This window comes from Pseudomonas putida (assembly GCF_028682475.1).
GTDB classification, from domain to species: domain Bacteria; phylum Pseudomonadota; class Gammaproteobacteria; order Pseudomonadales; family Pseudomonadaceae; genus Aquipseudomonas; species Aquipseudomonas putida_AG.
Map to the genome: position 1 here is coordinate 26,412 of NZ_JANHLE010000015.1, position 25,506 is coordinate 51,917.

General features: G+C 60.8%; 23 protein-coding genes and 1 riboswitch. Of the genes, 17 read left to right on the plus strand and 6 right to left on the minus strand.

Going from position 1 to position 25,506, the window contains the following annotated elements; all coding sequences use genetic code 11:
- Positions 1–57: 57 nt before the first annotated feature.
- The 4 genes from NPS47_RS14230 to phhA form a co-directional block, all read right to left on the minus strand.
- Positions 58–186 carry a hypothetical protein gene (locus NPS47_RS14230; protein WP_274295533.1) on the minus strand — a complete coding sequence of 43 codons (129 nt, stop codon included), beginning with the start codon at positions 184–186 and terminating at the stop codon, positions 58–60.
- 220 nt (positions 187–406) lie between these two features.
- Positions 407–1,600: an amino acid aminotransferase gene (locus NPS47_RS14235; protein ID WP_274295534.1), complete on the minus strand. Its 1,194-nt coding sequence runs from the start codon at positions 1,598–1,600 to the stop codon at positions 407–409.
- The gene (locus NPS47_RS14240) at positions 1,600–1,956 is read right to left on the minus strand and encodes a 4a-hydroxytetrahydrobiopterin dehydratase (RefSeq protein WP_038613492.1); all 357 of its coding nucleotides are present in this window, start codon (positions 1,954–1,956) and stop codon (positions 1,600–1,602) included. The genes NPS47_RS14235 and NPS47_RS14240 overlap by 1 nt, the downstream gene beginning before the upstream one ends.
- A 42-nt stretch (positions 1,957–1,998) precedes the next feature.
- Positions 1,999–2,787, minus strand: a complete 789-nt coding sequence (gene phhA / locus NPS47_RS14245; protein WP_191833067.1) for a phenylalanine 4-monooxygenase — start codon at positions 2,785–2,787, stop codon at positions 1,999–2,001.
- A gap of 292 nt (positions 2,788–3,079) precedes the next feature.
- On the opposite strand from phhA, the gene NPS47_RS14250 reads away from it, so the two are divergent.
- A complete protein-coding gene (locus NPS47_RS14250) occupies positions 3,080–4,639 on the plus strand; it encodes a sigma-54-dependent transcriptional regulator (RefSeq protein ID WP_274295535.1) in 1,560 nt (519 codons plus the stop codon).
- 122 nt (positions 4,640–4,761) lie between these two features.
- On the opposite strand, the gene NPS47_RS14255 is transcribed toward NPS47_RS14250, so the two are convergent.
- Complete coding sequence (locus NPS47_RS14255; protein ID WP_274295536.1) at positions 4,762–5,022, minus strand: DUF2790 domain-containing protein; 261 nt, start codon at positions 5,020–5,022, stop codon at positions 4,762–4,764.
- Between the two features lie 404 nt (positions 5,023–5,426).
- On the opposite strand from NPS47_RS14255, the gene acs reads away from it, so the two are divergent.
- From acs to astE, 13 genes are all read left to right on the plus strand, one after another.
- Positions 5,427–7,388 carry an acetate--CoA ligase gene (gene acs, locus NPS47_RS14260; RefSeq protein ID WP_274295537.1) on the plus strand — a complete coding sequence of 654 codons (1,962 nt, stop codon included), beginning with the start codon at positions 5,427–5,429 and terminating at the stop codon, positions 7,386–7,388.
- A 557-nt stretch (positions 7,389–7,945) separates the two neighbouring features.
- A complete protein-coding gene (locus NPS47_RS14265) occupies positions 7,946–8,731 on the plus strand; it encodes an ABC transporter substrate-binding protein (protein WP_274295538.1) in 786 nt (261 codons plus the stop codon).
- Positions 8,732–8,821: 90 nt separating this feature from the next.
- Positions 8,822–9,511: an ABC transporter permease gene (locus NPS47_RS14270; protein WP_038613481.1), complete on the plus strand. Its 690-nt coding sequence runs from the start codon at positions 8,822–8,824 to the stop codon at positions 9,509–9,511.
- Positions 9,508–10,206: an ABC transporter permease gene (locus NPS47_RS14275; RefSeq protein ID WP_038613479.1), complete on the plus strand. Its 699-nt coding sequence runs from the start codon at positions 9,508–9,510 to the stop codon at positions 10,204–10,206. The genes NPS47_RS14270 and NPS47_RS14275 overlap by 4 nt, the downstream gene beginning before the upstream one ends.
- A 66-nt stretch (positions 10,207–10,272) precedes the next feature.
- Positions 10,273–11,037 (plus strand): ABC transporter ATP-binding protein, encoded by a 765-nt coding sequence (locus NPS47_RS14280; protein WP_274295539.1) that lies wholly within the window; start codon positions 10,273–10,275, stop codon positions 11,035–11,037.
- Positions 11,038–11,136: 99 nt separating this feature from the next.
- Positions 11,137–12,117: a transcriptional regulator ArgR gene (gene argR, locus NPS47_RS14285; protein WP_274295540.1), complete on the plus strand. Its 981-nt coding sequence runs from the start codon at positions 11,137–11,139 to the stop codon at positions 12,115–12,117.
- A 282-nt stretch (positions 12,118–12,399) separates the two neighbouring features.
- A complete protein-coding gene (locus tag NPS47_RS14290; protein ID WP_274295541.1) occupies positions 12,400–13,620 on the plus strand; it encodes an aspartate aminotransferase family protein in 1,221 nt (406 codons plus the stop codon).
- 133 nt (positions 13,621–13,753) lie between these two features.
- Positions 13,754–14,773, plus strand: a complete 1,020-nt coding sequence (aruF, locus tag NPS47_RS14295) for an arginine/ornithine succinyltransferase subunit alpha (protein ID WP_274295542.1) — start codon at positions 13,754–13,756, stop codon at positions 14,771–14,773.
- A gap of 74 nt (positions 14,774–14,847) precedes the next feature.
- Positions 14,848–15,873, plus strand: coding sequence for an arginine N-succinyltransferase (gene astA, locus NPS47_RS14300; protein ID WP_274295543.1), 1,026 nt, complete (start codon positions 14,848–14,850; stop codon positions 15,871–15,873).
- A complete protein-coding gene (gene astD, locus NPS47_RS14305) occupies positions 15,870–17,336 on the plus strand; it encodes a succinylglutamate-semialdehyde dehydrogenase (RefSeq protein ID WP_274295602.1) in 1,467 nt (488 codons plus the stop codon). Before astA ends, astD begins: the two co-directional genes overlap by 4 nt.
- Before the next feature lie 24 nt (positions 17,337–17,360).
- On the plus strand, positions 17,361–18,710 hold the full coding sequence (gene astB / locus NPS47_RS14310) for an N-succinylarginine dihydrolase (RefSeq protein WP_274295544.1): 1,350 nt from the start codon (positions 17,361–17,363) through the stop codon (positions 18,708–18,710).
- Positions 18,711–18,724: 14 nt separating this feature from the next.
- Complete coding sequence (locus NPS47_RS14315) at positions 18,725–19,015, plus strand: hypothetical protein (protein WP_038613463.1); 291 nt, start codon at positions 18,725–18,727, stop codon at positions 19,013–19,015.
- A gap of 10 nt (positions 19,016–19,025) precedes the next feature.
- Positions 19,026–20,033: a succinylglutamate desuccinylase gene (astE, locus tag NPS47_RS14320; protein WP_274295545.1), complete on the plus strand. Its 1,008-nt coding sequence runs from the start codon at positions 19,026–19,028 to the stop codon at positions 20,031–20,033.
- Between the two features lie 98 nt (positions 20,034–20,131).
- Here the strand turns inward: astE and NPS47_RS14325 are convergent, their stop codons facing one another.
- Complete coding sequence (locus tag NPS47_RS14325) at positions 20,132–20,638, minus strand: 6,7-dimethyl-8-ribityllumazine synthase (protein WP_274295546.1); 507 nt, start codon at positions 20,636–20,638, stop codon at positions 20,132–20,134.
- Between the two features lie 93 nt (positions 20,639–20,731).
- Positions 20,732–20,884: riboswitch (FMN riboswitch) on the minus strand.
- Positions 20,885–21,178: 294 nt separating this feature from the next.
- Here NPS47_RS14325 and alaS point away from each other — a divergent pair.
- From alaS to csrA, 3 genes are all read left to right on the plus strand, one after another.
- Positions 21,179–23,797 (plus strand): alanine--tRNA ligase, encoded by a 2,619-nt coding sequence (alaS, locus tag NPS47_RS14330; RefSeq protein WP_274295547.1) that lies wholly within the window; start codon positions 21,179–21,181, stop codon positions 23,795–23,797.
- 88 nt (positions 23,798–23,885) lie between these two features.
- Positions 23,886–25,121, plus strand: a complete 1,236-nt coding sequence (locus tag NPS47_RS14335; RefSeq protein WP_274295548.1) for an aspartate kinase — start codon at positions 23,886–23,888, stop codon at positions 25,119–25,121.
- 183 nt (positions 25,122–25,304) lie between these two features.
- A complete protein-coding gene (gene csrA / locus NPS47_RS14340) occupies positions 25,305–25,493 on the plus strand; it encodes a carbon storage regulator CsrA (RefSeq protein ID WP_002554426.1) in 189 nt (62 codons plus the stop codon).
- Positions 25,494–25,506 lie beyond the last annotated feature (13 nt).

Below are 25,506 nucleotides of genomic sequence, written 5' to 3' on the forward strand. Positions count from 1 at the left end.
GCGTTGACGGGGTAGTCCCTGCATCAGCCGTTTTCACACAGTCTGACGGTTGCGCGGTTATTCCTGGTCGGCGCTGGAGGTTTCTTCGCCGTCGTAGTCAGCCTGGGCTGGCTCGGCGCTGTGAGTGGCAGGTGTCTGCTCTTCTGGGTTCAGGCTTGGGAAGGGAAGATTCGGGATTTCATGCATCTCGTCGTTCCTCGCAAGTGAGTGTGGAAAGGCTGCGCAAGGCGCGCGTGGCTTGTAAAAAGCTCGTGCAGGATACAGGAGTCTGGATGACAGTATGAATTTTCCTGCCGATTGGTGTTGAGGCTAGGGGCTGCTGTGCACCCCATCACCGGCAAGGCCGGCTCCCACAACAGCCATTGCAATGCAGACTGTGTGGGAGCTGGCCTTGCCAGCGATGCTTTTAGCGACAGACGTCAGCGATAGCTGCAGCCAGTGCCTTGAGGCGTGCCGCATCGGCGCCGGCGATGTTCGCCCGGCCAGTGCCGACCATGTACACACTATGGCGCTCACGCAGTTGCTTGACCTGCTCCGGCGACAAGCCGGTGTAGGAGAACATCCCGCGTTGCGCGGCGATGTGGGCAAAGCGTTCGTTCAGGCCGTGCGGTGCCAGTGCTTCGACCAGCCCGACCCGCAGTTGGGCAATGCGCTGGCGCATGGCCTCGACTTCTTCGATCCACAGCTTCTTCAGCGCGGCGTCACCGAGAATCAGTGCAACCACCGCAGCACCATGATCCGGCGGCGTCGACCACAGGTTGCGTGCCAGCAACGCCAGTTGACTGCGGACATCCAGCAACTTCTCGGCATCATGGCTGCACACCAGCAGGGCGCCGGTACGCTCACGGTAGAGGCCGAAGTTTTTCGAGCAGGAGCTGGTGATCAGCAGTTCGGGCAGTTCGGCGGCAAACAGCCGTACCGCCCAGGCATCTTCTTCCAGGCCATCGCCAAAGCCCTGATAGGCGAAATCGATCAATGGCAGCAGTTCGCGACGGCGGACCACTTCCAGTACCGCGCGCCAGTCGTCCTGAGACAGGTCGAAGCCGGTCGGGTTGTGGCAACAGGCGTGCAGCAGCACCACGTCGCCTTTGGGCGCCGCTTCCAGGGCGGCCAGCATCCCGCTGACGTTGAGGCGGTTATCCGCACCGACGTAAGGGTAATGGCTGACCTTGAGGCCGGCACCGGCGAAGATGGTTTCATGGATCGGCCAGGTCGGATCGCTCAGCCAGATGCCGCGGCCCGGCAGGCAGTGTGCGATGAACTCCGCGGCAAGGCGCAGTGCGCCGGTGCCACCCGGTGTCTGGGTGGCGCCGGCGCGTTTGCTGGCCAGCAAGGCCGAGCCGCTACCGAGCACCAGTTCGCTGATCAGGCGCCCGAAGTCAGCGTCGCCATGACCGCCAACGTAGCTCTTGCTCGACTGTTGCTCGAGCAGGCGCTGTTCGGCCAGTTTGACCGCCGCCGGGATCGGCGTCAGGCCCTGGGCGTCCTTGAAGACGCCCACGCCCAGGTCGAACTTGTCCGGGTTGCTGTCGTTGGCATAGGCCTCCATCAGCCCCAGGATCGGATCGCCGGGTACGCGCCCGATGGCGCTGAAGTGCATTACTTGCGGCCTTCGGCGGTTTTGGCGACCTCGTCGGTACGCGCGGCCATGATGAAGTCGTTGCGGTGCAGGCCTTTGATCGAGTGGCTCCACCAGGTCACGGTGACTTTGCCCCACTCGGTCAGCAGGCCAGGGTGATGGCCTTCGGCTTCGGAGATCTCGCCGACGGCATTGGTGAAGGCCAGGGCGTGTTTGAAATTCTTGAACAGGAAGACTTTTTCCAGCTGCATGATGCCGTCACGGACTTCGATGTTCCAATCCGGGATCTGCTTGATCAGTACCGGCAGTTCTTCATCGCTGACCTGTGGAGCATCGGCACGGCAGGCTTCGCAGTGGGCTTGGTTCAAGGCGTTCATAAGGTTTTCCGCAAGTGGTTTGTTATTGGTTTGCAAGGTGGCTCAGGCAGCAACCTTAGGTGGAAATTTCGGTGCGTGCAGGCCCATCTTCATCGCTGTGTGAACCATGCCCATGATGTCTTCGTGGGCCAGGTCGAACAGGCGCTTGAGGTTCGGCAGGGCAAAGTACACAGGTTGCAGGATGTCGATGCGATACGGCGTACGCATGGCTTCCAGCGGGTCGAAGGCCTGGTGTTCAGGCTCGTCGGACAGGCTGTAGACCGTTTCTTTCGGCGAAGAAAGGATGCCGCCGCCGTAGATCTTGCGACCCTGCGGGGTATCGACCAGGCCAAACTCGATGGTCATCCAGTACAGGCGGGCCAGGTAGACGCGCTCTTCCTTGGTGGCCTGCAGGCCGAGTTTGCCGTAGGTGTGGGTGAATTCGGCGAACCAGGGGTTGGTCAGCAGTGGGCAGTGGCCGAAGATCTCGTGGAAAATATCCGGCTCTTGCAGGTAGTCGAGCTCTTCTTCGGTACGAATGAAGGTCGCCACCGGAAAGCGCTTGCTGGCCAGCAGTTCGAAAAAGGTCTGGAAAGGAATCAGCGCGGGCACGCGGGCAACTTGCCAACCGGTGGTGGCGCCCAGCACTTTGTTGATCTCGCCCAACTGCGGGATGCGGTCGTGCGGCAGGCCCAGTTGTTCGATGCCGTCCAGGTATTCCTGGCACGCGCGGCCCTCGATCACTTTCAGTTGGCGGGTAATCAGGGTGTTCCACACCGCGTGTTCCTGTTGCGGGTAGTCGATAAACCCTTGCGCATCGGGCTCGCGAGCCACGTATTGCGTCTGTTTCATACTGCTCTCCTGCTGAGGGCCGTTCTTGTTATGTGATCAAGCCGTTGCTTAAGTGATAACTCGCGGCGCCGCACATTGCATCGGTGCTACAGCGTGTAGGGCTGGATAAACGAGGTGTTTTCTGTAACGATTATTTTACGATTTTGCCAGGGTGCCGGAAAATCGAGGGGAGTTGAGTCTCGGTAATCGGCGTTTTGTCACGTAATCTTTACGAAAATTCTTCCGGACTGGTAAAAAAGTGCCAGCCCGGTAGCTGTCAGGGCTCGTTCCAGACCTATATGTAGGACACTTCATGCGTATCAAAGTGCATTGCCAGAACCGCATCGGCATTCTGCGCGACATCCTCAACCTGCTGGTGGAGTACGGCATCAACGTCGCCCGCGGCGAGGTCGGCGGCGAGCATGGCAATGCCATCTATCTGCACTGTCCCAACCTGATCAACCTGCAGTTCCAGGCCTTGCGCCCCAAGTTCGAGTCGATTGCCGGGGTGTTCGGGGTCAAGCGCGTGGGCTTGATGCCGAGCGAACGACGGCACATGGAACTCAATGCCTTGCTGGGGGCGCTGGATTTCCCGGTGCTGTCGATCGACATGGGCGGCTCCATCGTCGCCGCGAACCGGGCGGCGGCGCAGTTGCTCGGGGTGCGGGTGGATGAGGTGCCGGGCATCCCCTTGTCGCGCTATGCCGAAGACTTTGACCTACCTGAACTGGTGCGGGCCAACAAGTCGCGGATCAATGGCCTGCGGGTCAAGGTCAAGGGCGATGTGTTCCTGGCCGATATCGCGCCGCTGCAATCCGAGCATGACGACAGCGAGGCGCTGGCAGGCGCGGTGTTGACCCTGCACCGCGCCGACCGCATCGGCGAACGTATCTACAATGTGCGCAAGCAGGAGTTGCGCGGCTTCGACAGCATTTTTCAGAGTTCGCGGGTCATGGCGGCGGTGGTGCGCGAGGCGCGGCGTATGGCACCGCTGGACGCGCCACTGTTGATTGAAGGGGAGACCGGTACCGGCAAGGAACTGCTGGCCCGTGCCTGTCACCTCGCCAGCCCGCGCGGGCAAGCGCCGTTGATGGCGCTCAATTGCGCCGGTCTGCCGGAGTCGATGGCTGAGACCGAGTTGTTCGGCTATGGGCCGGGAGCGTTCGAAGGCGCGCGGGCTGAAGGCAAGCTGGGTTTGCTGGAGCTGACCGCCGGTGGCACGCTGTTTCTCGATGGCGTGGGTGAGATGAGCCCGCGTTTGCAGGTCAAGTTGCTGCGCTTTTTGCAGGATGGCTGCTTCCGTCGGGTCGGCAGCGACGAGGAGGTGTATCTGGATGTGCGGGTTATCTGCGCGACCCAGGTCGACCTCTCGGAGCTCTGCGCGCGCGGTGAATTCCGTCAGGACCTTTACCATCGTCTCAATGTGCTTTCATTGCATATCCCGCCGCTGCGCGAGTGCCTGGATGGCTTGTCGCCGCTGGTCGAGCACTTTCTCGATCAGGCCAGCCGCCAGATCGGTTGCCCATTGCCGCGCCTGGCCCCGGCGGCCATGGAGCGCCTGAGTCAGTATCACTGGCCGGGTAACGTGCGTCAGTTGGAGAACGTATTGTTCCAGGCGGTATCGCTGTGTGATGGCGGGGTGGTCAAGAGCGAACACATTCGCTTGCCGGACTATGGTGCACGGCAACCGCTGGGTGAGTTTTCCCTGGACGGTGACTTGGGTGAGATTATCGGGCGCTTTGAAAAAGCGGTGCTGGAACAATTGATGAGTGAATACCCGAGCAGTCGGGCATTGGGCAAGCGTCTCGGTGTTTCACATACCACGATAGCCAACAAGTTGCGCGAACATGGTGTTGGCAAGTCGGCGGAATGAGTCAACTGTAATGACAGAAATGTCAGCGTTGATTGGTTGTAGCGCAACGATTCAATATCGATTGTTTGAACTGCGCGCCTCGGTCAGTGGTGATCGAGGCGCGGCGAGCGGTAATCTTCAGATTATCCGTTGGAGCAACCGTTACCCATCACACGGTACTCGAGAATATGCCGCTGGCCCTGCGAGTCTTCATAGGTCATGCGCGCCGGGACCACTTCGCAGACGTTCGGGACTTCGCTCATGGAAATGACTTTGGCGATGTCCAGGTGCTGCGAGTAACTGTACTGTTCAACCGGAATCTGCTCGGCGCCGCCGTTTGCAACTTCGTCGGCGACTGCCGCGGTGCAAAGACTGCCAAGTACCAATGCCAGTAAAGCTTTCATTTTCATTTTACCTGTCTAAGGTCGTAAGGGGGCACGCAGCGCTTGTGGCGCCGCGTGTACAACTAAAGTTCAACTATCACAGTTATCTCGGGATTAACGGCCTTCGTGGGGGCTGTAACAAGAAGTTAATCGCGATGCCGTTGCTGGCGGTGCGAATTTTAGGGGCGAGGGCCTGGGTTAAACAGATGATGTTTTGATAAACACTGTTGGCGAAAACTGTAACAATCGCTTGCTTGACAGGGTTGGAATTTATTTTTTGGTACCAGTGCCCGGTCTTGAGCCTGCGGTCAAGTGCATGGGTGCAAAAGAGCAGGGCGTTACTACCAACGTCGAATGGCCTACCGGGTCTGGTACAGTTACAACGAGGTCATACAAAAACAACTATTACACCGAGGTAGATAAAGATGAGTGCGGCTCCCCTGTATCCCGTTCGTCCCGAGGTTGCGGCCACCACCCTGACTGACGAGGCGACCTACAAGGCGATGTACCAGCAGTCGGTGATCAACCCGGACGGCTTCTGGCGTGAGCAGGCGCAGCGCCTGGACTGGATCAAGCCCTTCACCAAGGTCAAGCAGACCTCCTTCGACGACCACCATGTTGATATCAAGTGGTTTGCCGACGGCACTCTGAACGTCTCCTACAACTGCCTGGACCGCCACCTTGCCGAGCGCGGTGATCAGGTCGCCATCATCTGGGAAGGCGACGATCCTTCCGAACACCGCAACATTACCTACCGCGAACTGCACGAGCAGGTGTGCAAGTTCGCCAACGCCCTGCGCGGCCAGGACGTGCACCGTGGTGACGTGGTCACCATCTATATGCCGATGATTCCCGAGGCGGTGGTGGCGATGCTGGCCTGCGCCCGTATCGGTGCGATCCACTCGGTGGTCTTCGGTGGCTTCTCTCCTGAAGCGCTGGCCGGCCGTATCATCGACTGCAAATCGAAGGTGGTGATCACCGCTGACGAAGGTCTGCGTGGCGGTCGTCGCACACCGCTCAAGGCCAATGTCGACCTGGCCCTGACCAACCCGGAAACCGCCAGTGTGCAGAAGATCATCGTGTGCAAGCGCACCGGTGGCGACATTGCCTGGCACCAGCATCGTGACATCTGGTACGAAGACCTGATGAAGGTCGCTTCCAGCCACTGCGCGCCGAAAGAGATGGGCGCCGAGGAAGCGTTGTTCATCCTCTATACCTCCGGCTCCACCGGCAAGCCCAAGGGTGTGCTGCATACCACGGGGGGTTACCTGGTCTACGCTGCGCTGACCCACGAGCGGGTGTTCGACTACCGTCCGGGTGAAGTCTACTGGTGCACCGCCGACGTCGGCTGGGTGACCGGTCACAGCTACATCGTCTACGGTCCGCTGGCCAATGGCGCGACCACCGTGCTGTTTGAAGGTGTACCGAACTATCCAGACATCACGCGCGTGTCGAAGATCATCGACAAGCACAAGGTCAATATCCTCTACACCGCCCCGACTGCCATCCGCGCGATGATGGCCGAAGGTCAGGCCGCTGTGGCCGGTGCCGATGGCTCGAGCCTGCGTCTGCTCGGTTCGGTGGGTGAGCCGATCAACCCGGAAGCCTGGAACTGGTACTACCAGACCGTTGGTAAAGAGCGCTGCCCGATTGTCGATACCTGGTGGCAGACCGAAACCGGTGGCGTGCTGATCAGCCCGCTGCCAGGTGCTACCGCGCTCAAGCCGGGTTCGGCGACCCGTCCGTTCTTCGGTGTGGTGCCGGCGCTGGTGGATAACCTCGGCAACCTGATCGATGGTGCGGCCGAAGGCAACCTGGTGATCCTCGATTCCTGGCCGGGCCAGTCGCGTTCGCTGTACGGCGATCACGATCGTTTCGTCGATACCTACTTCAAGACCTTCCGTGGCATGTACTTCACCGGTGACGGTGCCCGTCGCGATGAAGACGGCTACTACTGGATCACCGGTCGCGTTGACGATGTGCTCAACGTTTCCGGGCACCGTATGGGTACTGCGGAGATCGAAAGCGCCATGGTTGCCCACCCGAAAGTGGCCGAGGCTGCGGTGGTCGGTGTGCCGCACGACATCAAGGGGCAGGGCATCTATGTCTACGTCACCCTTAACGGTGGTGAGGAGCCGAATGAGGCGCTGCGTCTGGAGTTGAAGAACTGGGTGCGTAAAGAGATCGGCCCGATTGCTTCGCCGGATGTCATCCAGTGGGCGCCAGGCCTGCCCAAGACCCGTTCGGGCAAGATCATGCGCCGCATCCTGCGCAAGATTGCCACGGCTGAGTACGACGCCCTGGGCGATATCTCGACCTTGGCTGATCCGAGTGTGGTGCAGCATCTGATCGATACCCACAAGGATATGAGCAAGGCGTCGGCCTAAAAGCTTCGCGGGGCAAGCCCGCACCCACCCGGATGATTGTAGTCCTGGTGGGAGCGGGCTTGTCCCGCGATGAGGTGCTCCAATCCACACCAAGCCCCGCCCGGCTCTGCCAGCGGGGCTTGGTGCTTTCTGTTACTCCGACAATCATCGGTAACCTTTCTGTCACCACAATGGTTCGGCAACGGGGCAAAGCGAAACGTTTTCGCCTGCTAACAGGGCGCTTCCTTCACTGATTTCAATCCGCTGAAACGCTACGCTTGCCGGATTAGAAGGCTTTGCCAATAATAGGCCCGCTTATTGCTTCATTGATTGGTTATTTGTCTTTTGCTTTTGCATATTCCGTGAAAGCTGTCAATATCTCCGGCCCCGCGTTCCTGCGCTTCTGTAACTAGTTGTCGCATTGAAGAAATATCGGCTTCGGAGCTGTCGTTAAAATGCCGATCACTCGCTCGTGGCGTTCGACCTTCGTCGACCCTGCGCAGCTCGCGTTGTACCCATTCGCATATCGGGCAGTTTTACCGGCTGCCTTGTATTGCCCTTTACCGATGGAGTTCCAGATGAAGAAACTCGCACTGCTTGGCGCCCTGGCGCTATCTGTGTTTTCCCTGGCATCGCTGGCTGATGAGAAACCGCTGAAAATCGGTATCGAGGCCGCCTACCCACCGTTCGCCTCGAAGGCGCCAGATGGCAGCATCGTTGGCTTCGACTACGACATCGGCAACGCCCTGTGCGAAGAGATGAAGGTCAAGTGCACCTGGGTCGAGCAAGAATTCGACGGCCTGATCCCGGCACTGAAAGTGCGCAAGATCGACGCCATCCTCTCGTCCATGTCGATCACCGACGATCGCAAGAAGTCCGTGGACTTCACTGGCAAGTACTACCTGACCCCGGCGCGCCTGGTGATGAAGGAAGGTACTACCGTCAGCGACAACCTGAGCGAGCTCAAGGGCAAGAAGATCGGCGTTCAGCGCGGCTCGATCCACGACCGTTTCGCCAAGGAAGTCCTGGCTCCGCAAGGCGCCACCATCGTTCCTTACGGCACCCAGAACGAAATCTACCTGGACGTCGCTGCCGGTCGCCTGGATGGCACCGTGGCCGATGCTACGCTGCTTGAAGATGGCTTCCTCAAGACTGACGCCGGCAAGGGCTACGCCTTCGTCGGTCCGTCCTTCACTGACGTGAAGTACTTCGGTGACGGCGTCGGCATTGCCGTGCGCAAGGGCGACAAAGCCAACCTGGACCGCATCAACGCTGCCATCGCCGCTATTCGCGCCAATGGCAAGTACAAGCAGATCCAGGACAAGTACTTCAACTTCGACATCTACGGCCCTGAAGCCAAGTAAATCGTCGAGGTTTCACCTGTGTAATGGTGCAAGCAGCAGAGGCTCTGAGGTTTGCACCATTTTTTCATCCCTAAGGTCGAGGACCTCATCATGTTGAAAGGCTACGGGGCAGTTATCCTCGACGGCGTGTGGCTTACGCTGCAGCTTGCCTTGTCGTCCATGGCCCTGGCCATTGTACTCGGCCTTATCGGTGTGGCCCTGCGTCTGTCGCCAGTGCGCTGGCTGGCGTGGCTGGGCGACCTGTATTCCACGGTGATCCGCGGGATCCCCGACCTGGTTCTGATCCTGCTGATCTTCTACGGTGGTCAGGACCTGCTCAACCGTGTAGCACCGCTGCTCGGTTATGACGATTACATCGACCTCAATCCGCTGATGGCGGGTATCGGTACCCTGGGCTTCATTTTCGGTGCCTATCTTTCGGAAACCTTCCGTGGTGCCTTCATGGCCATCCCCAAGGGCCAGGCCGAGGCCGGCATGGCTTACGGCATGAGCAGCCTGCAGGTGTTCTTCCGGGTCATGGTGCCGCAGATGATCCGCCTGGCAATCCCCGGCTTCACCAACAACTGGCTGGTCCTGACCAAGGCCACGGCGCTGATTTCGGTGGTCGGCCTGCAGGACATGATGTTCAAGGCCAAGCAGGCGGCAGATGCCACCCGCGAACCTTTCACCTTCTTCCTGGCGGTCGCGGCCCTGTACCTGGTGATCACCAGTGTCTCGCTGTTGGCCCTGCGTTACCTCGAGAAGCGCTACTCGGTTGGCGTAAAGGCGGCTGAACTATGATTTTCGACTACAACGTCATCTGGGAAGCGCTGCCGCTGTACCTGGGCGGTTTGCTGACCACCCTCAAGCTGTTGGCGCTGTCGCTGCTGTTCGGTTTGCTGGCGGCGATCCCGCTGGGGTTGATGCGGGTGTCCAAGCAGCCGCTGGTGAACATGACCGCCTGGCTCTACACCTACGTCATCCGCGGCACGCCGATGCTGGTGCAGCTGTTCCTGATCTACTACGGTCTGGCCCAGTTCGAAGCCGTGCGGGAAAGCTTCCTCTGGCCATGGCTGTCGAGCGCGACCTTCTGCGCCTGCCTGGCCTTCGCCATCAACACCAGTGCCTACACGGCGGAAATCATTGCCGGTAGCCTCAAGGCCACGCCCCATGGCGAGATCGAAGCCGCCAAGGCGATGGGCATGTCGCGGGTCAAGATGTACCGTCGCATCCTGCTGCCGTCGGCCCTGCGCCGGGCGCTGCCGCAGTACAGTAACGAAGTGATCATGATGCTGCAGACCACCAGTCTGGCGTCGATCGTTACCCTGATCGACATCACCGGTGCGGCGCGCACGGTCAACGCCCAGTACTACCTGCCGTTCGAGGCCTATATCACCGCCGGCGTGTTCTACCTGTGCCTGACCTTCATTCTGGTACGCCTGTTCAAGCTGGCCGAGCGCCGCTGGCTCGGCTACCTGGCGCCGCGCAAGCACTGAGGCCTGCGCCAACTTTTTCGCCCTGAGCGTTAGCTCAAGACTGACTGCTTTGTGAGAATCGACAGCATGTACAAACTCGAAATCCAAGATCTGCATAAACGCTACGGCAGTCACGAAGTGCTCAAGGGTGTGTCCCTGGCGGCCAAGGCAGGCGACGTGATCAGCATCATCGGTTCCAGCGGTTCGGGAAAAAGTACCTTCCTGCGCTGCATCAACCTGCTTGAGCAGCCGCATGCGGGCAAGATCCTGCTCAACAATGAAGAGCTCAAGCTGGTGGCCAACAAGGACGGCGCGCTCAAGGCTGCCGATCCAAAACAGCTGCAACGCATGCGCTCGCGGCTGTCGATGGTGTTCCAGCACTTCAATCTGTGGTCGCACATGACTGCGCTGGAAAACATCATCGAAGCGCCGATTCACGTGTTGGGCATGTCGAAGAAGGACGCTCTGGAAAAAGCCGAACATTACCTGGCCAAGGTGGGTGTTGCTCATCGTAAAGACGCCTACCCTGGGCATATGTCCGGTGGTGAGCAGCAGCGTGTGGCGATTGCCCGTGCGCTGGCCATGGAGCCGGAAGTCATGCTGTTCGACGAGCCGACCTCGGCACTCGATCCCGAGTTGGTCGGTGACGTGCTCAAGGTCATGCAGGCACTGGCCCAGGAAGGCCGGACCATGGTGGTGGTGACCCACGAGATGGGCTTTGCCCGCGAGGTCTCGAACCAGTTGGTATTCCTGCATAAAGGCCTGGTGGAAGAGAGCGGCAATCCTCGCGAGGTGCTGGTCAATCCGCAATCCGAGCGCCTGCAGCAGTTCCTTTCGGGCAGCCTCAAGTAAGATTGCCGATCCGCACCAAAATGGGTCATGCTGCGAGTTTGTCGCAGCATGACCAGGCTCTATCTTGTTGATCCCTCCTCAGGTTCCGGACCGCACCCCATGACCACCCAGCGCATCGGTTTTCTCATCTGGCCCAGCACCAAAGCCCTGACCCTGGCGCTGGCCGAAGAGGTTTTGCGGGTTGCCCAGCGTGTCCATCCAGAGGTGGTCTACGAGTTGGCGTTTCTGCAGGCCGAGCCCCCAGCCGAAGGTGCCTGGCGCTTGCCGGGTGAGCCGTGGGCAGGGCGCCTGGAAGGTTGCCAGAAGCTGTTTTTGCTGGCCGATGAGCCGCCTCAGGCGGTGGCATCCGGGCTGGCCAGCGCGCTCAAGCAGTTGGCCCGTGCCGGTTGTGTCGTCGGTGGGTTGTCGGCAGGGGTTTATCCCTTGGCGCAGCTGGGTTTGCTCGACGGCTATCGCGCGGCAGTGCACTGGCGCTGGCAGGATGATTTTGCCGAGCGCTTTCCCAAGGTTATCGCCACCAGCCATCTGTTCGACTGGGACCGTGATCGCCTGACCGCGTGTGGCGGGATGTCGGTGATCGATCTGTTGCTGGCGGTGCTGGCCCGCGATCATGGTGCCGAGCTTGCCGGTGCGGTGTCGGAAGAGTTGGTGGTCGAGCGGATTCGCGAGGGCGGTGAGCGTCAGCGAATTCCGCTGCAGAACCGTCTGGGCTCAAGTCACCCGAAGCTGACCCAGGCCGTGCTGCTTATGGAAGCCAATATTGAAGAACCGTTGACCACCGACGAGATTGCTCAGCACGTCTGCGTTTCGCGCCGTCAGCTGGAGCGGATCTTCAAGCAGTACCTCAATCGTGTGCCGAGCCAGTATTACCTGGAGCTACGCCTGAACAAGGCGCGGCAGATGCTGATGCAGACAAGCAAGTCGATCATCCAGATCGGCCTGTCCTGTGGCTTCTCTTCGGGGCCGCACTTCTCCAGCGCGTATCGCAACTTCTTCGGCGCAACGCCGCGGGAAGATCGCAATCAGCGACGAAGCAGCAGCCCTTTTGAGTTGTCTTCGGTGCCTGCCGAGCGCGGTTGATTTTAATCGCGGGGCAAGCCCCGCTCCCACAGTCAGTGATAGCTGTGGGAGCGGGCTTGTCCCGCGATCGAACCGTCCATACAGAATCTCCCACCCATCCCCGCGCACCGTTTAAACTGCGCCTTTGCGACCCTATTTGTCGCATTGCCGTAAGCCTTGGTAAAACAGGGTTTGGCGCTATAAGAAGTTGTCGCTTGGCGGCAAGGTCGGGCGCCGATCTGTCCTTACAATCCCCCCATCGCTCGCCAGTTTCAGGCAGGCGTTCCTCTTCAGGAGACTCCGATGTCCGCTCCGCAAGCTCCGGTGCAACGCGCCGATTTCGACCAGGTAATGGTGCCCAATTACGCACCGGCGGCCTTTATCCCCGTTCGTGGTGCGGGCTCTCGAGTCTGGGATCAGTCGGGCCGCGAGCTGATCGACTTCGCCGGCGGGATTGCCGTAAACGTTCTGGGTCATGCCCACCCGGCGCTGGTTGGCGCGCTGACCGAGCAGGCCAACAAGCTGTGGCACGTGTCCAACGTGTTCACCAACGAGCCGGCCCTGCGCCTGGCCCACAAGCTGGTCGACGCGACCTTCGCTGAGCGGGCGTTCTTCTGCAACTCCGGCGCCGAAGCCAACGAGGCCGCGTTCAAGCTGGCCCGTCGTGTCGCCCACGACCGTTTCGGCCCGGAAAAGCACGAAATCATCGCCACGGTTAACAGCTTCCACGGCCGTACCCTGTTCACCGTCAGTGTCGGCGGTCAGCCGAAGTACTCCGACGGTTTCGGCCCGAAGATCACCGGCATCAGCCATGTGCCGTACAACGATCTGGAAGCGCTCAAGGCACAGATCTCCGACAAGACCTGCGCCGTGGTCATCGAGCCGATCCAGGGCGAGAGCGGTGTGGTCCCGGCAGACGTCGCCTACCTGCAAGGCGCCCGCGAGCTGTGCGACAAGCACAACGCGCTGCTGATCTTCGACGAAGTGCAGACCGGCGTTGGCCGTACCGGCGAGCTGTTCGCCTACATGCACTACGGCGTGACCCCGGACATCCTCTCCAGCGCCAAGAGCCTGGGTGGCGGTTTCCCGATCGGCGCCATGCTGACCACCGAAGCCCTGGCCAAGCACCTGACCGTCGGCACCCACGGCACCACCTACGGCGGCAACCCGCTGGCGTGCGCCGTGGCCAATGCGGTGCTGGACGTGGTCAACACCCCTGAGGTGCTGGCGGGTGTCAAGGCCAAGCATCAGAAGTTCAAGGCCCGCCTGGAGCAGATCGGCGAGAAGTACGGCCTGTTCACCCAGGTGCGTGGTGTTGGCCTGCTGATCGGTTGCGTGCTCACCGAATCCTGGAAAGGCAAGGCCAAGGAGGTGTTCAACGCCGCCGAGAAAGAAGGCCTGATGGTGCTGCAAGCCGGTCCTGATGTGGTGCGTTTCGCCCCGAGCCTGGTGGTCGAAGATGCCGATATCGACGAAGGCCTGGACCGTTTCGAACGCGCTGCGGCAAAACTGACCCAGGCCTGATTGACGCCTGCGGTCCTTTCGCCGGCCCTTCGGGGCCGGTGAATCCGAATTCCAGAGCCAGTGCCCAGCGGGCGCTTGCTGATATTTCCTGTGCCGGCGATGGCTGGCCTGTTTTCCCGAAAGGAGTGACACCATGCTGGTGATGCGCCCCGCGCAAATGGCTGATCTGGGCGAAGTACAGCGTCTGGCAGCGGACAGCCCCATTGGTGTCACGTCCTTGCCGGATGATGCCGAGCGCCTGAGCGACAAGATTGCCGCCTCGGAAACCTCCTTCGCTGCCGAAGTCAGCTTCAACGGCGAAGAGAGCTATTTTTTTGTGCTTGAAGACAGCACCACCGGCAAGCTGGTTGGCTGCTCGGCGATCGTCGCCTCGGCGGGCTATTCCGAGCCGTTCTACAGCTTCCGTAACGAGACTTTTGTGCACGCTTCGCGTGAGCTGAAGATCCACAACAAGATCCATGTGCTTTCGCAGTGCCATGACCTGACCGGCAACAGCCTGCTGACCAGCTTCTACGTCCTGCCAGAACTCGTCGGCAGCGGCTGGTCGGAACTCAACTCCCGTGGCCGTCTGCTGTTCATGGCTGCTCATCCCGAGCGGTTCGCCGATTCGGTGGTGACCGAGATCGTCGGTTACAGCGACGAGAACGGCGACTCGCCATTCTGGGATGCCATCGGGCGTAATTTCTTCGACCTCAACTACGCCGAGGCCGAGCGCCTGTGCGGGCTCAAGAGCCGGACCTTCCTGGCCGAGCTGATGCCGCATTACCCGATCTACGTGCCGCTGCTGCCGGATGCCGCGCAAGAGGCCATGGGCCAGGTGCATCCGCGTGCGCAGATCACCTTCGACATCCTGATGCGCGAAGGCTTCGAGACCGATCACTACATCGATATTTTCGACGGTGGCCCGACCTTGCATGCGCGGGTCTCGAGCATCCGTTCGATTGCCCAGAGTCGCGTGGTGCCGGTCAAGCTCGATAGTACCGTGGTCAAGGGCGGACGCCCTTACCTGGTGTGCAATGGTCAGTTGCAGGATTACCGCGCGGTGCTCCTGGAGCTGGACTGGGTGCCTGGCAAACCGGTCACCCTGAGTCTTGAAGCCGCCGAAGCCCTGGGCGTCGGTGAGGGCGCCAGCGTGCGCCTGGTCGCGGTTTGATTCCTGCGGTTCGATAACCGAGCCCCCAGGTCGAGTTTCGCGGCAGGCCAAAGGCCGCCGCCCGAGGAGATAGCATGATCGTTCGTCCCGTACGCAGCAGCGATTTACCGGCGCTGATCGAGTTGGCGCGCAGCACCGGCACCGGCCTGACCACCTTGCCGGCCAACGAGGAGCGCCTGTCGCACCGGGTCAGCTGGGCCGAGAAGAGCTTCCGTGGTGAAGCGGAGCGCGGCGACGCTGACTACCTGTTCGTGCTGGAAAACGACGACGGCGTGGTGGTGGGGATTTCCGCCATCGCCGGCGCGGTCGGCTTGCGTGAGCCCTGGTACAACTACCGGGTCGGCCTGACGGTCAGCGCCTCGCAGGAGCTGAACATCTACCGCGAGATCCCGACACTGTTCCTCGCCAACGACCTGACCGGCAACTCCGAACTGTGCTCGTTGTTCCTGCGCAGCGACCATCGCAGTGGCCTCAACGGCCGTCTGCTGGCCAAGGCGCGCCTGCTGTTCATCGCCGAGTTTGCCGAACTGTTCGGCAACAAGATCATTGCCGAAATGCGCGGCATGTCGGATGAGCAGGGGCGTTCGCCGTTCTGGGAGAGCCTGGGCCGGCACTTCTTCAAAATGGAGTTCAGCCAGGCCGATTACCTGACCGGTGTCGGCAACAAGGCGTTCATCGCCGAGCTGATGCCCAAATTTCCGCTGTACACCTGTTTCCTTTCCGAAGCTGCGCGTGGCGTGATCGGTCGTGTCCACACCGACACCGAGCCGGCCTTGGCCATGCTCAAGAGCGAAGGTTTCAGCTACCAGGGCTATGTCGACATCTTCGATGCGGGCCCGGCTGTGGAATGCGAAACCTCCAAGATCCGTGCGGTGCACGACAGCCAGGCGCTGGTATTGGCCGTCGGCACGCCGGGCGACGATGCTACGCCGTTCATCATCCATAACCGTAAGCGCGAAGAGTGCCGCATCACTGCGGCGCCGGCGCGCCTGGCGGCCGGTACCCTGGTGGTCGATCCGTTGACCGCAAAACGCTTGCGCCTGAGTGCCGGTGACCAGGTGCGTGCCGTGCCGCTGTCTGCTGCCCGGGAGGCCAAATAATGACGACTCACTTTATCGCCGGCAGCTGGCAGGCAGGGCAGGGCGAAGCACTGCAATCGCTCGATCCGGTCAGCCAAAAGGTGGTCTGGCAAGGCCAGGGCGCTAACGCCGAGCAGGTCGACAGCGCCGTCAAGGCAGCACGTCAGGCCTTTGCCGGCTGGGCATTGCAGTCGCTTGAGGCACGCATCAGTGTCCTCGAAGCCTTTGCCGCAGCACTCAAGGCTAACGCTGACGAGCTGGCCCGCTGCATCGGTGAAGAGACCGGCAAGCCGCTGTGGGAGGCCACTACTGAAGTGACCAGCATGGTCAACAAGGTCGCCATTTCAGTGCAGAGCTACCGCGAGCGCACCGGTGAGAAAAGCGGCCCGCTGGCCGATGCCACCGCCGTACTGCGGCACAAGCCGCACGGTGTGGTCGCGGTGTTCGGCCCCTATAACTTCCCGGGCCACCTGCCTAACGGTCACATCGTTCCGGCGCTGCTGGCCGGTAACACCGTGGTGTTCAAGCCCAGCGAACTGACCCCCAAGGTGGCCGAGCTGACGGTCAAGTGCTGGATCGAAGCCGGCCTGCCAGCGGGCGTCCTGAACCTGGTTCAGGGCGCACGCGAAACCGGCGTGGCCCTCGCTGCCAACCCGGGCATCGATGGTTTGTTCTTCACCGGTTCTAGCCGTACCGGCAACCTGTTGCACCAGCAATTCGCCGGCCGCCCGGACAAGATCCTGGCCCTGGAAATGGGTGGCAACAACCCGCTGGTGGTCGATGAGGTCAAGGACCTGGACGCAGCGGTCTACACCATCATCCAGTCGGCATTCATCTCCGCGGGCCAGCGCTGCACTTGCGCCCGCCGCCTGCTGGTACCGCAAGGCGCGTGGGGCGATTCGCTGCTCAAGCGGCTGGTCGAGGTGTGCAAGACCATCGCCGTCGGCGCCTTCGATCAACAACCGGCACCGTTCATGGGCTCGGTCATCTCGCTGGCAGCAGCCAAGGCATTGCTCGATGCCCAGGCGCAGTTGCTCGGCAACGGCGGTGTCTCGCTGCTGGCAATGACCCAGCCGCAAGCCAACGCTGCCCTGTTGACCCCCGGTATCGTCGACGTGACCGCCGTGGCCGATCGCCCGGACGAAGAGTTCTTCGGGCCATTGCTGCAGGTCATTCGCTACAGCGATTTCGACGCGGCGATTGCCGAAGCCAACAACACCCAGTACGGCCTCGCCGCCGGCCTGTTGTCTGACTCCCATGCCCGTTATCAGTACTTCTGGCTGCAAAGCCGCGCGGGCATCGTCAACTGGAACAAGCAGCTGACCGGTGCGGCCAGCACTGCGCCGTTCGGTGGCGTGGGTGCCAGCGGCAACCACCGTGCCAGTGCCTACTATGCAGCCGACTATTGCGCGTACCCAGTCGCCTCGCTGGAGACCGCCAGCCTGACCCTGCCTGCCACGCTGACGCCAGGCGTCTCCCTATAACAAAAGGTCCACGGAGCCTTGCCGATGAAATCGTTTGAAGTGAACTTTGATGGTCTGGTGGGACCGACGCATAACTACGGCGGGCTGTCCTACGGCAACGTTGCCTCGCAGAGCAACAGCCAGCAGGCGTCCAACCCGCGCGAAGCCGCGCGTCAGGGCCTGGCGAAGATGAAGGCGTTGATGGAGATGGGTTTCCAGCAGGGTGTGCTCGCCCCGCAGGAGCGTCCGGACGTTGGCGCACTGCGCCGTCTGGGCTTCTCCGGTACGGATGCCGAGGTGATCCAGCGCGCCGCCAAAGAAGCGATGCCCTTGCTGGTCGCCAGCTGCTCGGCATCGAGCATGTGGGTGGCCAATGCCGCCACGGTCAGCCCGAGTGCCGATACTGCCGACGGTCGCGTGCACTTCACGGCTGCCAACCTCAATTGCAAGTATCACCGCAGCATCGAGCACCCGACCACCAGCCGTGTGCTGGGGGCGATGTTCGCCGACAGCAAGCACTTTGCCCACCATGCCGCGTTGCCGGCGGTGGCGCAGTTCGGTGATGAAGGTGCGGCCAACCACACGCGCTTCTGCCGCAGCTACGGCGAGGCTGGCGTGGAGTTCTTCGTCTATGGCCGCAGCGCCTTCGACACCCGCTACCCGGCGCCGCAGAAGTACCCGGCGCGCCAGACCCTCGAGGCTTCCCAGGCGGTCGCCCGTCTGCACGGCCTGAGCGAGGAGGGTGTGGTGTTTGCCCAGCAGAACCCTTCGGTGATCGACCAGGGTGTGTTCCACAACGACGTGATCGCGGTGGGCAACGGCGAGGTGCTGTTCTACCACGAAGACGCCTTCCTCGAGACCGAGGCGATGCTTGGCCAACTGCAAGCTAAACTGGCTAAACGGGGTGGCAACTTCAAGGCGATCTGCGTACCGCGCTCGGCTGTCACGGTAGAGGATGCAGTGCGTTCATACCTGTTCAACAGCCAGCTGCTGTCCCGTGCCGACGGTTCGATGCTGCTGATCGTCCCGGAAGAGTGCCGTAACAACGAGCGGGTCTGGGCCTATCTGTCGGCCTTGACCGGCCAGGGCGGTCCGGTGGCCGAGGTCAAGGTGTTCGACCTCAAGCAGAGCATGCAGAACGGCGGTGGCCCGGCGTGCCTGCGTTTGCGCGTGGCACTCAACGAAACTGAACTGGCAGCGGTCAATCCAGGGGTTATCATGACGGCGCCGCTGTACGACACCCTGACCCAGTGGGTCGACAAGCACTACCGCGACCGCCTGAGCGAAGCCGACCTGGCGGACCCGCAACTGTTGCTGGAGTGCCGTACGGCACTGGATGAACTGACCCAGATCCTCAAACTGGGTTCGGTCTATCCGTTCCAACTCCAACCTTGAGAGAGAATTCGACTATGTCCGACACCCTGCAGCTGATCCTTGAAGATGACGATGGTACCCAGCTGGAAACTTCCTGCACCCGCTTTGCGGTGGTCTGGCAAGGCAAGGAGGTATGGATTCAGCAGGATGGCCGTGGTCAGCTGCTGATCGGTGTCGACGTCGAAGAAGACGACGAAGAGTACGCCAACCTGTTGCTGCGTCCGCTGGCCACCAACCTGGTCAGCCTGCAGCTGGAAATGGAACCGGCCGACGCTGGCGGCGACGATGATCACGTTCATGGTCCGGATTGCGGCCACCATCACTAAGGAATAGCCCATGCTCGCCCTCGGCAAACTGCTCGAACTGACCCTTGCCGGTCGTGAACCGGCAGAGAAGACCCAGCTGACTGTCGATGGCGTGCGCATGCGCTGGCTTGGTGAGGGCGCACTTGAAGTGCGCCCCCCTGAGGCGCGTGACAACGGCATGGACCTGCTGCTGTCTGCAGGGATCCACGGTAACGAAACCGCCCCCATCGAGCTGCTTGACGAGTTGCTGCATGGCATTGCCAGAGGCGAAATCAAGCCGCGGGCGCGGATTCTGTTCCTGTTTGGCAACCCCGAGGCGATCCGCAAAGGGGAGCGTTATCTGGAGCAGGACGTCAATCGCCTGTTCAACGGTCGGCATGAGCTGTCCAGCGGCACCGAAGCGTTGCGCGCTTGCGAGCTGGAGCGTTTGGCCACCACCTTTTTCAGTGTGCCCGGGCGTACCCGGTTGCACTACGATCTGCACACCGCCATTCGTGGTTCGAAGATCGAACAATTTGCACTCTATCCGTTCAAGGACGGTCGCCAGCACTCTCGTCGCGAACTGGCGCGTCTGCGTGCGGCAGGCATGGAGGCGGTGTTGCTGCAAAGCAAGACATCGGTCACCTTTACGGCCTTCACCTACGAAACCCTCGATGCTGAGGCCTTTACCTTGGAGCTGGGCAAGGCGCGGCCGTTTGGGCAGAACGAACAGGTCAACCTTGAGCGTCTGGAAACCCGTCTGAAGCAGATCATCGAAGGCAACGAGCCTGAAGCGCCTGAGGCGCTGGATGGCCTACAGCTGTTCAGCGTGGCCCGCGAGATCATCAAGCACAGCGACAGTTTCCACCTGCATCTGCCGGCGGATATCGAGAACTTCTCGGAGTTGTCCAAGGGCTACCTGCTGGCAGAAGACCTGAGCAGCACGCGCTGGATCGTCGAAGAGGAGGGCGCGCGCATCATTTTCCCCAATCCCAAGGTCAAGAACGGCTTGCGCGCGGGGATTCTGATTGTGCCAACCACGCCCGATCAGCTGGCCTGAATCGGGCTGTAGGTGCAGCTGTCAGTGGGAGCGGGCTTGCCCCGCGATCGCAGTGGCTGACACTCCGCAATCGCGGGGCAAGCCCGCTCCCACCAGAATCAGCCTACGCGTTTCTGTGGCACGTCATTGCGGCGCAGGGCGCGCAGCTTCTGCAAGGTATCGGCACAAGTCTTCGCCGCCTCAGCACCCTTGACCAGGAAATGCTCGAAGTAGAAGTTCTGGTGCTCATCGCCCGCATGGAAGTGATGCGGAGTCAGCACCACCGAGAACACCGGCACTTCGGTTTCCAGCTGAACCTGCATCAGGCCGCTGATGACTGACTGGGCCACGAACTCATGGCGGTACAGGCCGCCATCGACGACCAGGCCAGCGGCAACAATGCCGGCATAGCGGCCGCCACGGGCCAGCAGCTTGGCGTGCAGAGGGATTTCGAAGGCGCCACCGACTTCAAAGAAATCGATATCGCTGGCCTGATAGCCCAGATTCCCCATTTCCTCGACGAAGGCTTTACGTGCCTGATCGACAATATCCTTGTGCCAGCAGGCCTGGATGAAGGCGATGCGCTCGTGGGAAGGGTTTTTGCTATCGATTGCGGTAGGTTGCATTGAAACGGACTCCTGTTTGTATGAGAAACAGGGCATCTGGATCGAAGGGGATTTCGCCGCGCAGGTGCGCAACGACAGGCACAGGCGTGCCTATCCCGTTCTCTCTTTATCCGGACTATGACCGTCGGCCCCGGAATCACACCGGGTCTGCTGACCTTGCAGGGCAAGCCTGCAAGCGCTCGCGGGCTATGCGCAATGGGCGCAATTACCGCCGGTGGGGAATTGCACCCCGCCCTGAGAACGTTGCCACCGAGCGTCGGCGGCGGAGAATTATTAGCACATATGTAAAGCAAACGTATAGGCTGCTAACGATTTTTTTGCGGATGAATGGCATTTCATCCGGGAAACCTTGCCAATTCCACCTCGCATCCCCAGTAATACGAGATCAGCTGATGGTTGCAGAGCGTCCAATTGACGGTTTCTATAGCATAAACACACTGCATCCGAGCCTAAGGCCCGATATAATGCGGCCCTTTGCCGTCGTTTCGTCAATTTGACGCAAGCATTTGCCGTAAGGCCGCCGTTTCCGTGGAAGAACCTATGAAAAGCGCAGAAATCCGTGAAGCCTTCCTTCGCTTCTTCGAAGAGCAGGGACATACCCGAGTTGCCTCCAGCTCCTTGATTCCGGGCAACGACCCGACCCTGCTGTTCACCAACGCGGGGATGAACCAGTTCAAGGACTGCTTCCTTGGCCAGGAAAAGCGCGCCTACACCCGCGCGACCAGCAGCCAGAAGTGCGTGCGCGCCGGTGGCAAGAACAGCGACCTGGAAAACGTCGGCTACACCGCCCGTCACCACACCTTCTTCGAAATGCTGGGTAACTTCAGCTTCGGTGACTACTTCAAGAAAGATGCGATCACCTACGCCTGGACCTTCCTGACCAAGGTGCTGGGCCTGCCGGAAGAAAAGCTCTGGGTCACCGTCTATGCCAGCGATGACGAGGCATACGACATCTGGACCCAGGAAATTGGCGTCCCGGCCGAGCGCATGGTGCGCATTGGCGACAACAAAGGCGCGCCGTACGCCTCCGACAACTTCTGGACCATGGGCGATACCGGCCCGTGCGGTCCTTGCACCGAGATCTTCTACGATCACGGCCCGGACATCTGGGGCGGCCCACCCGGCTCGCCGGAAGAAGACGGTGACCGTTACATCGAGATCTGGAACAACGTCTTCATGCAGTTCAACCGCACCGCTGACGGCGTGCTGCACCCGCTGCCGGCACCGTCGGTGGACACCGGCATGGGCCTGGAGCGCATCAGCGCGGTCATGCAGCACGTGCACTCGAACTACGAGATCGACCTGTTCCGTAGTCTGCTCGAAGCTTCTGCCGCCGCCATCGGCTGCAAGAACGAAGAGCAGTCGTCGCTCAAGGTGGTGTCCGACCACATCCGTTCATGCGGCTTCCTGATTGCCGACGGCGTGCTGCCGTCCAACGAAGGTCGCGGTTACGTACTGCGCCGGATCATTCGTCGTGCCTGCCGTCACGGCAACAAGCTGGGCGCCACCGGCAGCTTCTTCTACAAGATCGTTGCCGCGCTGGTCGCCGAGATGGGCGAAGCCTTCCCTGAGCTCAAGCAGCAACAGGCCAACATCGAGCGCGTGCTCAAGGCTGAAGAAGAGCAGTTCGCCAAGACCCTGGAGCAAGGCCTGAAGATCCTCGAGCAGGATCTGGCCGAGCTTAAAGGCAGCGTGGTTCCAGGTGACGTGGTGTTCAAGCTCTATGACACCTACGGCTTCCCGATGGACCTGACCGCCGACATCGCTCGCGAGCGCGAGCTGACCATCGACGAAGAAGGTTTTGAGCGCGAGATGGAAGCGCAGCGTGAGCGCGCGCGTTCCGCCAGCGCCTTTGGCCTGGACTACAACACCCTGGTCAAAGTCGATGTAGCCACCGAGTTCACCGGCTACACCAGCACCGAAGGCGAAGCGAACATCGTTGCTCTTTATAAGGACGGCAAAGTCGTCGAGCAACTGGCTGAAGGCGAGCAGGGCGTGGTGATCCTCGACCGCACGCCGTTCTACGCCGAATCCGGTGGCCAGGTCGGTGACACCGGTTACCTGCAAGCCGCCAATGTACGCTTCGATGTGCGCGACACCACCAAGACCGGTGGCGCCTTCCTGCACCACGGCGTAGTCGCCAGCGGCACGCTGGTGGTCGGCTCCAAGGTTCAGGCCAAGGTCGATGCCGATGTGCAGCACGCCACTTCGCTGAACCACTCCGCTACTCACCTGCTGCATGCAGCCTTGCGTCAGGTGCTGGGCGATCACGTACAACAGAAAGGCTCGCTGGTCGACAGCCAGCGCCTGCGTTTCGACTTCAGCCACTTCGAAGCGGTCAAGCCGGAGCAGCTCAAGGCTCTGGAAGACATCGTCAACCGCGAAGTGCGCAAGAACTCCGAGGTGCAAACCGAAGAGACCGATATCGATACCGCCAAGCAGAAGGGCGCCATGGCGCTGTTCGGCGAGAAGTACGGCGACAGCGTGCGCGTCCTGAGCATGGGCGGTGATTTCTCCGTCGAGCTGTGCGGTGGTATCCACGCCAAGCGTACCGGTGATATCGGCCTGCTCAAGATCATCAGCGAAGGCGGTGTGGCCTCCGGTGTGCGCCGTATCGAAGCGGTGACCGGCGAGGCGGCACTGGCTTACCTCAATGCTGCCGAAGAGCAACTCAAGGAAGCCGCGCAGCTGGTCAAAGGCAGTCGCGACAACCTGATCGACAAGCTGTCGGCGGTGCTCGAGCGCAACCGCCAGCTGGAAAAACAGCTGGAGCAACTGCAGGCCAAGGCCGCCAGTGCTGCCGGTGACGACCTTTCCAACTCGGCTGTCGAGGTCAAGGGCGTCAAGGTCCTGGCTGCACGCCTGGATGGTCAGGACGGCAAGGCGCTGCTGGCGCTGGTCGATCAGCTGAAGAACAAACTCGGCCGCGCAGTGATCCTGCTCGGCAGTGTCCATGAGGAAAAGGTCGTACTGGTTGCCGGTGTGACCAAGGACCTGACTGGCCAACTCAAAGCCGGTGATTTGATGAAGCAAGCCGCTGCCGCAGTGGGCGGCAAGGGTGGCGGTCGTCCGGACATGGCGCAAGGTGGTGGCGTTGATACCGCCGCGCTGGACAATGCGCTGGCCTTGACCGTGCCATTTGTGGAGCAGGGCGTTTAAGGCGCTGTTTGGCCCGTCGTCTAGTGGCGGGCCATGGCGTCGTTTGAATGTTTATTGGGTGCCCTTCATGGGCTGAGGCGGCTTTGAAATGGCGTTGATCGTACAGAAATTTGGCGGCACTTCGGTCGGCACGGTCGAGCGAATCGAGCAGGTTGCCGACAAGGTCAAGAAATTCCGCGAGGCCGGCGATGACCTGGTGGTCGTGCTGTCGGCGATGAGTGGCGAAACCAATCGCCTGATCGACCTGGCCAAGCAGATCAGTGATCAGCCGGTTCCGCGTGAGCTGGATGTGATCGTGTCCACCGGTGAGCAGGTGACCATCGCCTTGTTGGCCATGGCCCTGATGAAGCGGGGGATTCCTGCGGTGTCGTACACCGGCAACCAGGTGCGCATCCTCACTGACAGCGCGCACAACAAGGCGCGCATCCTGCAGATCGACGACCAGAAGATTCGTGCCGATATCAAGGCCGGTCGCGTGGTGGTGGTCGCAGGCTTCCAGGGGGTGGACGAGCACGGCAACATCACCACGCTCGGTCGCGGTGGCTCCGACACTACCGGTGTTGCCCTGGCGGCTGCCCTGAAGGCGGACGAGTGCCAGATCTACACCGACGTCGATGGTGTCTACACCACCGATCCGCGTGTGGTGGCCCAGGCACAGCGCCTGGACAAGATCACCTTCGAAGAGATGCTGGAAATGGCCAGCCTCGGTTCCAAGGTCCTGCAGATCCGTGCCGTCGAGTTCGCCGGCAAGTACAACGTTCCGCTGCGCGTGCTGCACAGCTTCCAGGAGGGTCCGGGTACCCTCATTACTATTGATGAAGAGGAATCCATGGAACAGCCGATCATTTCCGGCATCGCCTTCAATCGCGATGAAGCCAAGCTGACCATTCGCGGCGTGCCGGATACCCCGGGCGTTGCCTTCAAGATCCTCGGTCCGATCAGCGCCGCAAATATTGAAGTCGACATGATCGTGCAGAACGTTTCGCACGATAACACCACCGACTTCACCTTCACCGTGCACCGCAACGACTACGACAAGGCCCACAAGGTCCTGGACAAAACCGCCGAGGAGCTCAACGCTCGCGAAGTGGTGGGCGACACCAACATCGCCAAGGTCTCGATCGTTGGCGTTGGCATGCGTTCCCATGCCGGTGTTGCCAGCCGCATGTTCGAAGCCCTGGCTAAAGAGAGCATCAACATCCAGATGATCTCCACCTCCGAGATCAAGGTCTCGGTAGTGATCGAAGAGAAGTACCTGGAGCTGGCGGTACGCGCCCTGCATACCGCTTTCGAACTGGACGCCCCTACCCGACAGGGTGAGTAAGGCGTTGCCTCAAGGGCGCGGCTATGCCGCGCCCTTTGCATTTCTGGCGGGTGTGAGAAATCTGTCGTTTTACTCGCGCTAGTCAATACTTAGGCGTAGGTCGGTGGCCGTCACAGGCTGAAGGCTGAAGCCCTTTTTTTTGCAGACTGTTGTCCCTGAACTGAATTTCGTGAGGAGAAAGGTATGTTGATTCTGACTCGTCGGTGCGCCGAGAGCTTGATCATTGGCGACGGCGAAATCACTGTGACCGTGCTCGGCGTCAAAGGAAACCAGGTGCGAATCGGTGTAAACGCCCCTAAAGAAGTGGCCGTCCACCGCGAGGAAATCTACCTGCGGATCAAGAAAGAGAAGGACGAAGAACCAAGCCATTAATTTTTATCGAGTT

What these genes read in the sequence shown, in the direction of transcription:
- NPS47_RS14275 (WP_038613479.1), top strand. Translation starts at nt 9,508, where the DNA reads ATGATTTTCGACTACAACGTCATCTGGGAAGCGCTGCCGCTGTACCTG.
- NPS47_RS14240 (WP_038613492.1), bottom strand. Translation starts at nt 1,956, where the DNA reads ATGAACGCCTTGAACCAAGCCCACTGCGAAGCCTGCCGTGCCGATGCT.
- alaS (WP_274295547.1), top strand. Translation starts at nt 21,179, where the DNA reads ATGAAAAGCGCAGAAATCCGTGAAGCCTTCCTTCGCTTCTTCGAAGAG.
- NPS47_RS14280 (WP_274295539.1), top strand. Translation starts at nt 10,273, where the DNA reads ATGTACAAACTCGAAATCCAAGATCTGCATAAACGCTACGGCAGTCAC.
- NPS47_RS14290 (WP_274295541.1), top strand. Translation starts at nt 12,400, where the DNA reads ATGTCCGCTCCGCAAGCTCCGGTGCAACGCGCCGATTTCGACCAGGTA.
- NPS47_RS14255 (WP_274295536.1), bottom strand. Translation starts at nt 5,022, where the DNA reads ATGAAAGCTTTACTGGCATTGGTACTTGGCAGTCTTTGCACCGCGGCA.
- NPS47_RS14230 (WP_274295533.1), bottom strand. Translation starts at nt 186, where the DNA reads ATGCATGAAATCCCGAATCTTCCCTTCCCAAGCCTGAACCCAGAAGAG.
- astA (WP_274295543.1), top strand. Translation starts at nt 14,848, where the DNA reads ATGATCGTTCGTCCCGTACGCAGCAGCGATTTACCGGCGCTGATCGAG.
- NPS47_RS14315 (WP_038613463.1), top strand. Translation starts at nt 18,725, where the DNA reads ATGTCCGACACCCTGCAGCTGATCCTTGAAGATGACGATGGTACCCAG.
- NPS47_RS14250 (WP_274295535.1), top strand. Translation starts at nt 3,080, where the DNA reads ATGCGTATCAAAGTGCATTGCCAGAACCGCATCGGCATTCTGCGCGAC.
- NPS47_RS14265 (WP_274295538.1), top strand. Translation starts at nt 7,946, where the DNA reads ATGAAGAAACTCGCACTGCTTGGCGCCCTGGCGCTATCTGTGTTTTCC.
- NPS47_RS14235 (WP_274295534.1), bottom strand. Translation starts at nt 1,600, where the DNA reads ATGCACTTCAGCGCCATCGGGCGCGTACCCGGCGATCCGATCCTGGGG.
- NPS47_RS14325 (WP_274295546.1), bottom strand. Translation starts at nt 20,638, where the DNA reads ATGCAACCTACCGCAATCGATAGCAAAAACCCTTCCCACGAGCGCATC.
- NPS47_RS14335 (WP_274295548.1), top strand. Translation starts at nt 23,886, where the DNA reads ATGGCGTTGATCGTACAGAAATTTGGCGGCACTTCGGTCGGCACGGTC.
- aruF (WP_274295542.1), top strand. Translation starts at nt 13,754, where the DNA reads ATGCTGGTGATGCGCCCCGCGCAAATGGCTGATCTGGGCGAAGTACAG.
- acs (WP_274295537.1), top strand. Translation starts at nt 5,427, where the DNA reads ATGAGTGCGGCTCCCCTGTATCCCGTTCGTCCCGAGGTTGCGGCCACC.
- astB (WP_274295544.1), top strand. Translation starts at nt 17,361, where the DNA reads ATGAAATCGTTTGAAGTGAACTTTGATGGTCTGGTGGGACCGACGCAT.
- phhA (WP_191833067.1), bottom strand. Translation starts at nt 2,787, where the DNA reads ATGAAACAGACGCAATACGTGGCTCGCGAGCCCGATGCGCAAGGGTTT.
- argR (WP_274295540.1), top strand. Translation starts at nt 11,137, where the DNA reads ATGACCACCCAGCGCATCGGTTTTCTCATCTGGCCCAGCACCAAAGCC.
- csrA (WP_002554426.1), top strand. Translation starts at nt 25,305, where the DNA reads ATGTTGATTCTGACTCGTCGGTGCGCCGAGAGCTTGATCATTGGCGAC.
- NPS47_RS14270 (WP_038613481.1), top strand. Translation starts at nt 8,822, where the DNA reads ATGTTGAAAGGCTACGGGGCAGTTATCCTCGACGGCGTGTGGCTTACG.
- astE (WP_274295545.1), top strand. Translation starts at nt 19,026, where the DNA reads ATGCTCGCCCTCGGCAAACTGCTCGAACTGACCCTTGCCGGTCGTGAA.